Genomic DNA, 12,623 nt, shown 5'->3' on the forward strand with positions numbered 1-12,623 from the left:
TGCACTTTTCCTACACCCACCCAGGCATGTCCTGGACCGACGCTTTCTACTTCACCAACGAGACGATCACCACGACCGGATACGGCGACTTCAGCTTCGCCAAACAGCCGACCTGGCTGCGCCTGTACGCCGCAGTGCTGATGTTGGCCGGCGTCACCACCACCGCATTGCTGGTCGCCTTCATCGCCGATGTGCTGCTGTCGCGCCGATTCCTCACGTTGTCCGCCCGCCCGCGGGCGCGACACCTGCGCAACCACATCATCGTGGTGGGGTTGAGCGCGCTGGGGGTCCGGGTCGTGACCGACCTGACCGACGCGGGCTACGACGTGGCGGTGATCGAGCGCGACCCGAACAACCCCTTCCTGTCGACGACGGCCGACCTCGACGTGCCGGTTATCTTCGGGGACGCGACATTGCGCCAGACGATGGAAGCCGCCCGGGTGGACACCGCTCGGGCGGTGGCGGTGCTGACCCGAGACGACATGGTCAACATCGAGACGGGAATCGTGGTCCGCGAGATGTTGGGTTCCGAACCGGCACCCGTCGGCAACCGGTGGAGCAAGGTTCCGCTCGTGTTGAGGGTGTACGACCACGACCTGGGCTCGGCGGTCGCGCAGCGGTTCGGATTCGAAAACGTCCGTTCCACAGTCGAACTGGCCGCGCCCTGGTTCATCGGCGCGGCAATGGGCCTGCAGGTGCTCGGGACGTTCTCGGTGGGGAACCGGTCCTTTCTGATCGGCGGGATGTATGTGCAGGCCGGTAGCGAACTCGACGGTCTGCAGATGTTCGAGGTGTCTACGCAAACGCGGGTGATCGCGGTCACCCGCGACGACGCCCCGGTTCGGCTGCACCCGCGCCGCGATTCCCGGCTAAGCGCCGGTGACACCGTCTACCTGGTCGGTCCGTACCGGGAGCTCATCGCTACCCTCCGCAAGGGGCAGCCCGCGCCCCAGCCGATCACGGATGACCAACAGGCTGATCGTGATTGCGGTTGCGACGAACCAGCAGCGGTTTCGAATGAAGACAACGTTCGCCGCCTGGAACCGATCAGAGGAGCGCGCGGTATAGCCAGCCATTGACCACAGCACAACGTTGGTCGACCCGCGGGCCGCAAGCCCGGGTCGCGACCGCGCGGCGCAGGGCCGCCGCGCATCAACAGCAAATCATGCAGGGGGAAAGGCTTTGTCGTCCACAATTCGCACGATCGGCATCGGTGCAGGCATCCTCCGGTCGGCTGAATAGGCACCCGTAATGGATTTTGCGACGCTACCGCCCGAAGTCAACTCGGGCCTGATGTATGCCGGTCCGGGGTCGGGGCCGATGCTTGCCGCCGCCGCGGCATGGGAAGCGGTTGCGGCGGAATTGCATTCGACGGCCAGCTCGTATGAATCGGTGGTTTCGGGTCTTACCGCCGGACCGTGGCTGGGGCCGTCATCGGTGATGATGGCCGCCGCCGCCAACTCCTACGTGGCGTGGTTGAGCGGCACCGCCGCGCAGGCGGAGCAGACCGCTGCGCAAGCCACTTCGGCCGCCGCCGCCTACGAGGCCGCGTTCGCGGCGACGGTGCCGCCGCCGGAGGTCGCGGCCAACCGCAGCCTGCTCGCGGCGCTGGTCGCCACGAATCTGTTGGGGCAGAACACCCCCGCGATCGCCGCCACCGAAGCCCAATACGGCGAGATGTGGGCGCAAGATGCGGTGGCAATGTACGGCTACGCGGGGTCAGCGGCGGCGGCCACCCAGCTGACGCCATTCACCCCGCCCCAGCAGAACACCGACCCCGTCGGATCGGCTACGCAGGCAAGCGCGCTGAGCCAGGCCGCCGAGCTGCCCGCCGGGTCGGCGGCCTCGACGACCGGGGCGGCGGGCGGCGCGGCGTCCGCGCTGGGGGTGAACACACCGTTGGACCTGATCAACGTCGGCGCCGACGCGATCGCCTACGGTGTCGACGCCCCGCTGGCCCCACTGGGAGCGGTGTCGATGCCCATCGACCTCGTCGGCGCGGAAACCGGTCTGCACACGGACGACATCGTCAGCGACTGGGATGCGAACGGCGCGCCCCTGTCGATAGTCAGGTCAGTGACGCCGCCAGACGCGGTGGCCACGCCGAATGTGTTGTCGCGCACGGTGTCCGCCGGTCTCGGCGAGTCCGACTCAATCGGCCGCCTTTCCGTTCCACCCACCTGGGCGGCGGCGACCCCGGCGGTACGCCCGATCGCGTTGGCGCTCCCGGCCGCGCCCGCCGCTGCGGCCGTCGCGGCGCCGAGCCTCGAGAGCACGTTCGGCGAGATCGCCCTGGCCGGCACGGCCGGACGCGCCATCCGCGAGGCGTTCGCGGGTAACCGTGTCCGCGTGCCGTTCGCCGCGGAACCGGTCGGCCGCCAGTCCACTGGCGCGGAAAAGGCGGAAGAAGGGCCCGCGGAGGACGAGCCGCGCACCGTGGTGACGGGGATCGCCGCCGAGATCCGCGAGTTCGCCAGGCTGCGCGACGAGGGGTTGATCTCCGACGAGGAATACATCGAGCAGAGAAATCGTCTGCTGGGGCGCTGAACCGTTAGAAGTTCAGCCCGGAGAACATGATCCGGTTCGGGTCGTACCTCTGCCGCACGGTCGTCAGCCGGGACAGGTTCGAGCCGAAGTAACGCGCCGGGGCGGCGTTGGCCTCCAGGTAATTGACGTATCCCCCGACCGAGATCTGTTGCACCGCTTGGTGTGCGGAGGTCAGCCAGGTGTTCGCGGCGGCGACCTGGCTGCCCGTGGGTTCGACGTACCACTGCAGAACCGCCGACTGATTGCGCCACGGGAACGCGGTGTCGCCCGGGGCCACGTCGGCGACGGCACCACCGAGGGGGTCGACGAGGACCGACGCCTGTCCGGCGCCGGCGGGCCACTGCCCGATCGCGGTGGCAATCGCGTGCGCCGCAGCGGAATCCACCGGGCCGATGACGTCCGACCCGGCCACGAACGAGCGCGCCGGAGGGTTGGAACTGCCGCCGGCCAGGAACATCACCAGATCCGTGCGGTTCATCGTCTTGTTCGACACGGCGGTCGGCGCCACCCCCACCGCGGACTTGATCGCGTCGGCCACGCCCGAGCCCGCTCCCGCGGGACAGGTCGCCAGCACGTGGCAGTTCGGGGCGGAGCCGATCATGAGATCCACGATGCCCCAGGTGTTTCGGTCCGCGCCGTTGAGCCAGGACTGCCACCCGACCAGCACCTGCGTGGCCGACGCGGGCGGGAAGTCGAGCCGCACGACATCGCTGTCCGAGGTGGCGAAGGTGGAGAACGTCATCGACGTCGTCACGCCGAAATTGCCGCCGCCGCCGCCCCGGAGCGCCCAGAACAGATCCGGGTTGTCGTTGGCGGAAGCCGTTACCACGTCCCCGCTGGGCAACACCACCGTGGCGGACTGCAGCGCGTCACAGGTCAGGCCCGCGTGCCGGGTGTCGGGCCCGATGCCGCCACCGAGAGCGAGCCCCGCGACGCCGACGGTGGGGCAGGTGCCGCTGGGGATCGCGCGCCCGGCACCGGTCAACGCCTGGTGGATGGCGTACAGGGTGGTCGCGGGGGTCACGGTGAGGTTGTTGCCGTCGAAGTTGGCGCCACCGGGAAGTCCACGCAGGTCCAGCACCATCGTGCCGTTCGCGGCGGACGCACCGACGTAGGAATGTCCGCCGCCGCGGGGCGCGATCTTGAGGTTGTTGGCCGTCGCGAACGCGATCGCCTTCTGCACATCCGCCTGTGACGAAACCGTCACCACCGCAGCGGGAGAGGAACTGTCGTAAAACGAGTTGAAAACCTTTTTGCTGGTTGAGAATTGGGCACTGTTGGCGGGCAGCACGACGCTGCCGCCGATGGAGGACGCCAGGCCGCCCCAACCGGCCGGGGGGTCGGCGGCCGCGCGCGAGGTGCCGAAAACGGCGCCGGTGGCCAACATTCCGACGGCGCTGCGTAGAAACGCCTGGCGCGAGATGCCGCGCTGCAAGGACGGGTCCAGGGGACGGCTGCGATTAGTCGTCATGTGCGGAGATTCTTAAACATTTCTCACGCAAAAGCGCGGCACCGGCGCCCGTGTCAGATCACAGTGTGGAATCGATCCGTCGAGCGGCTTGACGAGGCACGCGGCGCAATAATCGACGCCGCGGCCGCCACCGGGCCACAAAACGCTTATTTGTGCGAACCTTTACCCCACCGTGTCGCAAACGTGACAGTGATAGCTCAGAGTTCACAACGTGATTCGAGTGCATCCGGCGCACTCCACGACCGAGGGGGAGGCCGCATGAAGGCACAGGGACGAACGAACCGCTGGATCGGGGTCTTTCGGAACCAGCCCCTGACCGTTCGTCTGCTGGCCGCGGCCGCCGCCCTGCTCACCGCGGCGTCGGCGCTGGCCGCGCCGGTGCGGGCGGACAATCCCGACGACAACTTCATCGACGCGCTCAACCACGCCGGCATCGACTTCGGCGAACCCGGGAACGCGATGTCCGTGGGCCAGTCCATCTGCCCGATGCTCTCCCAGCCGGGCGGCAACTTCGCCGCGGCCGCGTCCAGCGTCTCCGGCCGGGGCATGTCACCCGCCATGGCGCGGATGTTCACCACGATCGCGATACAGACCTACTGTCCCGAGCAGATGGCGAACCTGGCCAGTGGCAATCTGTCCGTCCCGCAGATGCCGGGCATGCCCGGCATGGGGGGACAACTGCCCGGCATGGCGGGGCAGCTACCCGGAATGGCCGGGCAAGTGCCCGGACTGCCGCGGCAGATCCCGGCCGTGCCGGGTATCTAACCGGTGCCCAGCGGGTCGATGGTCCACGCGATATAGACCATCGCCGCGGCGACGGTCGCGGTGGTGACGAAGTCGATTCCCTTGCTGCGCACCACCAGAAGGCCGGACCGCTCGTCGGAGAGCACCAGCCGCAGCGCGGCCGCCAGGCCGACGCCGATGCCGATCAGCAGCGAACCGCGCCGCCAGAAGTTGGCCCCGACCAGTGCGAGTGCGGTGGCGAAAGTCAAGCCCACCAGCAGGATTGGCCACTGGGCCCGGACCACGGACCGCGCGCTCATGCCCGTTCGGCGAGCTCGACGACGTTGCTCAGCAGGAACGCCCGGGTCAACGGGCCGACACCGCCGGGGTTCGGCGACACGTGCCCGGCCACCTCCCACACGTCGGGGTGCACGTCGCCGGCCAACCCGTTCTCGGTTCGGCTGACGCCCACGTCGACGACCGCGGCGCCCGGGCGCACCATGTCGGCGGTCAGCATGTGCGGCACCCCGACGGCGGCCACCACGATGTCCGCCTGCCTCGTGTACGCGGCGAGATCGCGAGTCCCGGTGTGGCACAACGTCACCGTGGCGTTCTCGGAACGGCGCGTCAGCAGCAGCCCCAGCGGGCGGCCGACCGTCACACCGCGGCCGATGATCACCACATGCGCCCCGGCGATCTCGACGTCGTAGCGGCGCAGCAGGTGCACGATCCCGCGGGCGGTACACGGCAGCGGCGCCGGAACGCTGAGCACCAACCGGCCCAGGTTCGTCGGGTGCAGACCGTCGGCGTCCTTATTCGGGTCGACCCGCTCCAGGGCCGCGTTCTCGTCGAGATGTTTCGGCAACGGCAACTGCACGATGTAACCGGTGCAGTCTGGGTTCGCGTTCAGCTCGTCGATGGTTTCTTCCAGCGTCGCGGTGCTGATGTCGGCGGGCAGGTCCCGGCGGATCGACGTGATCCCGACCTTGGCGCAGTCCGCGTGCTTGCCCCGGACGTAGGCCTGCGACCCGGGATCGTCACCGACCAGGATGGTGCCCAGCCCGGGGGTGCGGCCCGACGCGGTCAGGGCGGCGACCCGTTGTTTGAGGTCGACAAAGATCTCGTCGCGGGTGGCCTTGCCGTCCAGTGTGATTGCGCCCACGCCTGACAGTCTGGCACGGCGGGCGACTCCTACGTCGACGGCAACCCGTCCTGCAGGCGCATCGCGAGACATAACCCAGTGCGAGCGGAATCGGCGAGTCGTCGCCACTGGTTATGTGTCGCGGAGCGGGAAGGTGGCTTCGCCGGGCTTGCGGCCGCCATTAAGCTCCGGATATGTCAACCCCTCCGGACGTGTTCAGCCCGGCCAAGCTCGGCCCGATCACGCTGCGCAACCGCACCATCAAATCGGCCACCTTCGAGGCCCGCACGCCCGACACCCTGGTGACCGACGACCTGATCGAATACCACCGGCTGCCCGCCGCGGGCGGCGTGGGCATGACGACCGTCGCCTATTGCGCCGTCTCCCCCGGCGGCCGCACCGAGGGCAACGGGATCTGGTTGCGGCCGGAGGCGGTGCCCGGATTCCGCCGGCTCACCGACGCGATTCACGCCGAGGGCGCGGCGGTGAGCGCGCAGATCGGCCACGCCGGTCCCGTCGCCAACGCCAAGACCAACAAGGCCAGGGCGCTGGCCCCGGTGCGGTTCTTCAACCCCATCGGGATGCGGTTCGCCAAGAAGGCGAGCCGTGAGGACATCGACGACGTCATCGAGGGGCACGCCAACGCGGCGCGGCTGGCCATCGAGGCCGGCTTCGACGCGGTCGAAATCCACTTGGGCCACAACTACTTGGCCAGCTCGTTTTTGTCGCCGCTGATCAACCGCCGCACCGACGAGTTCGGCGGATCGCTGGAGAACCGTGCGAAGGTGGCCCGCGCCATCGTCATGGCCGTGCGCCGCGCGGTGGAAAAGGAGGGCACGCCGATCGCGGTCACCGCCAAGCTCAACATGACCGACGGCGTCCGCGGCGGAATCTCCATCGAGGAATCGCTGACCACCGCCAAGTGGCTGCAGGACGACGGCGGGCTGGACGCGATCGAACTCACCGCGGGCAGCTCCCTGGTCAACCCGATGTACCTCTTCCACGGTGACGCGCCGCTCAAGGAGTTCGCCGCGGCGTTCAAGCCGCCGCTGAGTTGGGGCATGCGCATGACGGGCAAGAAGTTCCTGCGCGAGTACCCCTACCGCGAGGCCTATTTGTTGCGGCACGCCAAGCTGTTCCGCGCCGAGCTGACGATGCCACTGATCCTGCTCGGCGGCATCACCAACCGGGAAACCATGGACCTGGCGATGGCGGAGGGGTTCCAATTCGTCGCGATGGGCCGGGCGCTGTTGGCCGAGCCCGACCTGATCAACCGGATCTCCGCCGATGGTGCCGCGCACAGCGTGCATTCCGCGTGCACGCACTGCAACAAGTGCATGGCCACCATCTACACCCGCACCCAGTGCGTGGTCACGGGCGCCCCCGATCTGCTAGCGCGCTGACGATGCGCGCCGCATAGCGGCGTGAGGAGGAAGCGGGCAATCCGACCCAGCGCGCTGACGAGAGCGGCCCCGCATACGCACATTTGGGGCTCAGGGTCGCCTTGGTTTCACGCGATACAGTTGGTTCGATGAGTGCACCAGCCCCGCCCGTCCTGACCGTTCGTTATGACGGGTCAGAACGCACCTTTGCCGCCGGTCACGACGTCGTGGTCGGGCGGGATCTGCGCGCCGACATGCGCATCACCCACCCGCTCATCTCCCGCGCGCACCTGTTGCTGCGCTTCGACCAGGGCCGGTGGCTGGCGATCGACAACGGTTCGCTCAACGGCACTTTCGTGAACGGCCGGCGGGTGCCGGTCGTCGACATCCACGACGGTCAGTGCCTCAACATCGGGAACCCGGACGGGCCGCAGCTGATGTTCGAGGTCGGGCGGCACCAGGGGATGGCGGGGCGCCCCCCGCAAACCGAATCGATGGGCATCCCGGTGGCCGCGCATCCGTCCGGGACGGCGTGGTCGGCCGCGCCGGCCGGCCCACCCGTCGCCGCCCCGCCCGGTCCCCCGCCCGGTCCGGCGGGCCCCGCACCCAACTGGGCGTCGCCGTCACGGCGGCCGCACCCCGGCCCGCCGGGGCCGCGTCCCGCCCCGCCCGGGCAACCGATGTATGCGGGCGGCGGGCGCGCGCCGGCCGCGCCGCCGCCGCCCAACTTCCCGCCGCCGCAGCCCAAGATCGCCGGGGTGGCGTCGCCGCAGACCGAGCTGAGCCGCTCGGCCGCCAAGCCGCCCGAGGTGGCCAACCTGGCGACGAAGATGTTCCAGGCGCTCATGCCGTCGCGGTCCGGGGCGCTGCAGAAGCCCTCCGGCGCGCTGACGATCGGCCGGGCCACCGACAACGACGTCGTCATCCAGGACGTCCTCGCGTCCCGCCATCACGCGTTCCTGACCCAGACGCCGCTGGGCACCGAGATCCGCGACGCGCACAGCGTCAACGGGACCTTCGTGAACGGCGTGCGGGTCGGGTCCGCGGTGCTGACCGAGGGCGACGTGGTCACCATCGGCAACGTCGACCTGGTGTTCACCCGGGGCGAGTTGCTGCGGCGCACGGAGGCCGCGACCCGTTCCGGCGGCCTGGAGGTCAACTCCGTTTGCTTCACCGTCGACCAGAACAAGCAACTGCTCGACCACATCACGCTGACCGCGAGGCCCGGCACGCTGACGGCCATCATCGGCGGCTCGGGTGCCGGCAAGACCACGCTGTCGCGGGTGATCGTGGGCTACACCAGCCCCACGTCGGGCTCGGTGACCTTCGAAGGCCACGACATCCACGCCGAGTACGCGACCATGCGCAGCAGGATCGGGATGGTTCCGCAGGACGACGTCGTGCACCGGCAGTTGACCGTCAACCAGGCCCTGAACTACGCCGCCGAGCTGCGGTTGCCGCCCGACACCAGCAAGGCCGAGCGGGCTCAGGTCGTCGCCCAGGTCCTCGAAGAACTGGACATGACCAAGCACGCCGAGACCCGGGTCGACAAGCTGTCCGGTGGCCAGCGCAAGCGGGCCTCGGTGGCCCTCGAGCTGCTCACCCAGCCGTCCCTGCTGCTCCTCGACGAGCCGACGTCCGGTCTGGACCCGGCGCTGGACCGTCAGGTCATGCTGATGCTGCGCCAGCTCGCCGACGCCGGCCGCACGGTGTTGGTGGTGACCCACTCGGTCTCGTACCTGGACGTCTGCGATCAGATCCTGCTGATCGCGCCGGGCGGCAAGACCGCCTTCTGCGGCCCGCCCGACCAGGTCGAGGCGGCCATGGGCACCCGCAACTGGGCCGACATCTTCGCCAAGGTGGGCGCCGACCCGGACGAGGCCAACCGCCGGTTCAAGGAGCGCGATCAGCATTCGTCCCGGCCGCCCTCCCCGCAAAGCCCGGCCGACCTGGGCGAGCCGCCGAAGACCGACCTGTGGCGGCAGCTGTCCACGATCGCTCGCCGCCAGGTCCGCCTGGTCGTATCCGACCGCGGCTACACCATCTTCCTGGCGATCCTGCCGTTCCTCATCGGGGCGTTGTCGCTGACCGTGAAGGGCCCGCATCCCGGCCTTGGCCCGGCCGACCCGCTCGGCCCCGCGCCGACGCAGCCGCAGTACATCATGGTCCTGTTGAACATCGGCGCCGTCTTCATGGGCACCGCGCTGACCATTCGCGACCTGATCGGCGAGCGCCCGATCTTCCGGCGCGAGCAGGCCGTCGGCCTGTCCACCACCGCGTACCTGCTCGCCAAGATCGCGGTGTTCTGTGTCTTCGCGACGCTGCAGGCGGCGATCGCGACCATCATCGTGCGGCTGGGCAAGGGCGCGCCGACGGCGCACCCGCCATTCTTCGGGAACTCCACCTTCTCGCTGTTCGTCACGGTCGCCGGGACGTGCGTGGCTTCGGCGATGCTGGGCCTGCTGTTGTCGGCCTTGGCCCAGTCCAACGAACAGATCATGCCGCTGCTGGTGGTGTCGATCATGTCGCAGCTGGTGTTCTCCAGCGGCATGATCCCCGTCTACCAGCGCTTCGGCCTCGAGGAGCTCGCGTGGCTGACACCGGCCCGGTGGGGCTACGCCGCAGGTGCCTCGTCGATCGACTTTCCGTCGCTGGTCAAGGTCAAACAGATCCCGACCAACGACCCGATCTGGCAGCACTCGAAACACATCTTCGTGTTCGACATGGCGATGCTGGCGTTCCTGTCCGTCGCCTACACCGGCTTCGTGCGGTGGCACATCCGGCTGAAACGCTGAGATGACCCAAGCCGCCGGGCCCGTCCTGACCGTTCGATCCGACCGATCGAAGGGCAGCTTCGCGGCCGGCCGCGACGTCGTCGTCGGCAGCGACCTGCGGGCGGACCTGCGGGTCGCACACCCGCTGATCGCCCGCTCGCACCTGCTGCTGCGCTTCGATCGCGGCAAATGGATTGCGCTTGACAACAATTCGTTGAACGGGGTTTACGTCAACGGCCAGCGGGTGCCGCTGGTGGACATCGAAGACGGCCAGACCATCAACATCGGCAAGCCCGACGGTCCACGGATCACCTTCGAGATCGGCCACCACACAGGCAGCGTGGGCATGCTTCCGCCCACCACGGAGTCGATCCCGGTGATCACGCCGCCCAGCGACGCGCAGCCGCCGGGCTCGCCGTCGACCGGACCGCGACCGCAGGCCCCGCCGCGACAGCCCCCGGCCCAGCAGCCGCCCGCGCGCCCCTGGGCGGGCCCGCAGCGCACCACCGCCGTTCCCATCGTCCGGCCGGACGCCGCGACCCGGTCGGTGCCGCAATCTGGCGGGCGGCCCGACTTGAGTCCGCCCACCCAGATCGGCGTGAGCGGCCAGGTGGCGGAGTTCCCCACCACGCGGGTGAAGAATCTGGGCCCGGATTCCCACCGCCCGACCGAGCGGCCGGGGCGCGCCGCCTGGATCGGGCGGGCGCTCGACAACGACATCGTCATCCACGACGTGCTGGCGTCGCGCCATCACGCGTTCCTCACCACGACCCCGGCGGGCCCGGAGATCCGGGACGCCAACAGCAGCAATGGCACCTTCGTCAACGGCGTGAAGGCCGCGTCCGCCGTGCTGTCCGAGGGCGACGTGGTGACCATCGGCAACGTCGACCTGGTGTTCTCCGGCGGCATCCTGGTGCGCCGCCAGGAGGCGGCGACGCGCACCGGCGGCCTGGAGGTGAACGGCGTCGACTTCAGCGTCAACGGCAAGAACCTGCTCGAGAAGATCTCGTTGACGGGCCGGCCGGGCACACTGACCGCCCTCATCGGCGGGTCCGGCGCGGGCAAGACCACGCTGTCGCGGCTGATCGCCGGCTACGCGACGCCGACCTCCGGCGTGGTCACCTTCGAGGGCCACAACATCCACACCGAGTACGCGTCGCTGCGCACCCGGATCGGGATGGTGCCCCAGGACGACGTGGTGCACCGCCAGCTCACGGTGAACCAGGCGCTGGGTTACGCGGCCGAGCTGCGGTTGCCGCCCGACACCAGCAAGGCCGACCGCGAGCAGGTCGTCGCGCAGGTGCTCGACGAGCTGGGGCTGACCCAGCACGCGGAGACCCGCGTGGACAAGCTGTCGGGCGGGCAGCGCAAGCGCGCCTCGGTGGCCCTCGAGCTGCTGACCGGGCCGTCGCTGCTGATCCTCGACGAGCCGACGTCGGGCCTGGACCCGGCGCTGGATCTGCAGGTCATGACGATGCTGCGCCAGCTGGCCGACGCGGGCCGGGTGGTGCTGGTGGTCACTCACTCCCTGACCTACCTCGAGGTCTGCGACCAGGTGCTGCTGATGGCGCCCGGCGGCAAGACGGCGTTCCTCGGGCCGCCCGACCAGATCGGGGCGGCCATGGGGACCACGAACTGGGCGCAGATCTTCGCGAAGGTGGGCGCCGACCCGGACGAGGCCAACCGGCGCTTCCTGGCGCAGAACAAACCCGCGCCGCCCGCCCAGACGGAGGCGCCCGCCGACCTCGGCGCCCCGCCGCGCACCAGCCTGCGCCGCCAGTTCTCCACCATCGCCCGCCGCCAGGTCCGCCTCGTCGTCGCCGACCGCGCCTACTTCGTGTTCCTGGCGCTGCTGCCGTTCATCATGGGCGCGCTGTCGCTGACCGTTCCCGGCCACACGGGTTTCGGCTACGCCGACCCCACCAGCGAGTCCGCCGGCGAGGCCGGGACGATCCTGACCCTGCTCACCATGGCCGCGGCGTTCATGGGGACCGCGCTGACGATCCGCGACCTGATCGGGGAGCGCCCGATCTTCCGGCGCGAGCAGGCGGTCGGGCTGTCGACCACCGCGTACCTGTTGGCCAAGATCGCGGTGTTCTGCGTGTTCGCCGTTGTCCAGGCGGCGATCGCGACCGCGATCGTGGTGGTGGGCAAGGGCCCGCCGAAGCGGCCGGCCGTGCTGCTCGGGAACGCGACCCTGGAACTGTTCGTCGCGGTCGCGGCGACCTGTGTGGCCGCGGCGATGCTGGGCCTGCTGCTGTCGGCGCTGGCGCGCTCCAACGAGCAGATCATGCCGCTGCTGGTGGTGTCACTGATGGCGCAGATGGTGCTGTCCGGCGGGATGGTGCCGGTCACCAACCGGATCTTCCTCGACCAGCTGTCCTGGGGGGTGCCCTCGCGGTGGGGGTACGCCGCGCAGGCGTCGACGGTCGACCTGTGGACCGTCGCGCCGGGCCCGCAGAGCCCGCGGGACAGCCACTTCCGGCACACCTCGGGCACCTGGCTGTTCGACATGGGGATGCTCGCGCTGCTGTCGGTCACCTACGCCGCCGTGGTGCGCTGGCGCATCCGGCTCAAGCAGTGAC

Annotated in this window: 9 protein-coding genes; 6 read left to right on the forward strand and 3 right to left on the reverse strand. The window is 69.6% G+C overall.

Annotated elements, in window-relative coordinates:
* Together A5691_RS19190 and A5691_RS19195 are read left to right on the forward strand one after the other, a co-directional pair.
* Positions 1–1,079 (forward strand): TrkA family potassium uptake protein (locus tag A5691_RS19190; protein ID WP_082961491.1); only part of this gene is annotated, 1,079 nt, incomplete at its 5' end.
* A gap of 172 nt (positions 1,080–1,251) precedes the next feature.
* The gene (locus tag A5691_RS19195) at positions 1,252–2,547 is read left to right on the forward strand and encodes a PPE domain-containing protein (protein ID WP_067887035.1); all 1,296 of its coding nucleotides are present in this window, start codon (positions 1,252–1,254) and stop codon (positions 2,545–2,547) included.
* A gap of 4 nt (positions 2,548–2,551) precedes the next feature.
* On the opposite strand, the gene A5691_RS19200 is transcribed toward A5691_RS19195, so the two are convergent.
* Positions 2,552–3,982 (reverse strand): FAD-binding oxidoreductase, encoded by a 1,431-nt coding sequence (locus tag A5691_RS19200; RefSeq protein ID WP_068018662.1) that lies wholly within the window; start codon positions 3,980–3,982, stop codon positions 2,552–2,554.
* A gap of 294 nt (positions 3,983–4,276) precedes the next feature.
* Between A5691_RS19200 and A5691_RS19205 the strand changes: the two genes are divergently transcribed.
* A complete protein-coding gene (locus A5691_RS19205; RefSeq protein ID WP_067760320.1) occupies positions 4,277–4,783 on the forward strand; it encodes a DUF732 domain-containing protein in 507 nt (168 codons plus the stop codon).
* Here the strand turns inward: A5691_RS19205 and A5691_RS19210 are convergent.
* Together A5691_RS19210 and A5691_RS19215 are read right to left on the reverse strand one after the other, a co-directional pair.
* The gene (locus tag A5691_RS19210; RefSeq protein WP_067760322.1) at positions 4,780–5,061 is read right to left on the reverse strand and encodes a DUF3017 domain-containing protein; all 282 of its coding nucleotides are present in this window, start codon (positions 5,059–5,061) and stop codon (positions 4,780–4,782) included. The genes A5691_RS19205 and A5691_RS19210 overlap by 4 nt on opposite strands.
* Positions 5,058–5,903 carry a bifunctional methylenetetrahydrofolate dehydrogenase/methenyltetrahydrofolate cyclohydrolase gene (locus tag A5691_RS19215; RefSeq protein ID WP_068018660.1) on the reverse strand — a complete coding sequence of 282 codons (846 nt, stop codon included), beginning with the start codon at positions 5,901–5,903 and terminating at the stop codon, positions 5,058–5,060. The genes A5691_RS19210 and A5691_RS19215 overlap by 4 nt, the downstream gene beginning before the upstream one ends.
* Positions 5,904–6,076: 173 nt before the next feature.
* On the opposite strand from A5691_RS19215, the gene A5691_RS19220 reads away from it, so the two are divergent.
* The 3 genes from A5691_RS19220 (at position 6,077) to A5691_RS19230 (ending at position 12,622) form a co-directional block, all read left to right on the forward strand.
* Entirely contained in the window at positions 6,077–7,285 is a 1,209-nt protein-coding gene (locus tag A5691_RS19220; protein ID WP_067760327.1) for an NADH:flavin oxidoreductase, read from the forward strand.
* 128 nt (positions 7,286–7,413) lie between these two features.
* On the forward strand, positions 7,414–10,059 hold the full coding sequence (locus tag A5691_RS19225; RefSeq protein ID WP_068266754.1) for an FHA domain-containing protein: 2,646 nt from the start codon (positions 7,414–7,416) through the stop codon (positions 10,057–10,059).
* Between the two features lies 1 nt (position 10,060).
* Positions 10,061–12,622 (forward strand): ATP-binding cassette domain-containing protein, encoded by a 2,562-nt coding sequence (locus A5691_RS19230; RefSeq protein ID WP_067887043.1) that lies wholly within the window; start codon positions 10,061–10,063, stop codon positions 12,620–12,622.
* Position 12,623: the final 1 nt, after the last annotated feature.

It is taken from the genome of Mycobacterium sp. E183 (genome assembly GCF_001667735.1).
In the GTDB taxonomy this organism is placed as follows: domain Bacteria; phylum Actinomycetota; class Actinomycetes; order Mycobacteriales; family Mycobacteriaceae; genus Mycobacterium.

What these genes read in the sequence shown, in the direction of transcription:
- A5691_RS19195 (WP_067887035.1), top strand. Translation starts at nt 1,252, where the DNA reads ATGGATTTTGCGACGCTACCGCCCGAAGTCAACTCGGGCCTGATGTAT.
- A5691_RS19205 (WP_067760320.1), top strand. Translation starts at nt 4,277, where the DNA reads ATGAAGGCACAGGGACGAACGAACCGCTGGATCGGGGTCTTTCGGAAC.
- A5691_RS19210 (WP_067760322.1), bottom strand. Translation starts at nt 5,061, where the DNA reads ATGAGCGCGCGGTCCGTGGTCCGGGCCCAGTGGCCAATCCTGCTGGTG.
- A5691_RS19220 (WP_067760327.1), top strand. Translation starts at nt 6,077, where the DNA reads ATGTCAACCCCTCCGGACGTGTTCAGCCCGGCCAAGCTCGGCCCGATC.
- A5691_RS19225 (WP_068266754.1), top strand. Translation starts at nt 7,414, where the DNA reads ATGAGTGCACCAGCCCCGCCCGTCCTGACCGTTCGTTATGACGGGTCA.
- A5691_RS19230 (WP_067887043.1), top strand. Translation starts at nt 10,061, where the DNA reads ATGACCCAAGCCGCCGGGCCCGTCCTGACCGTTCGATCCGACCGATCG.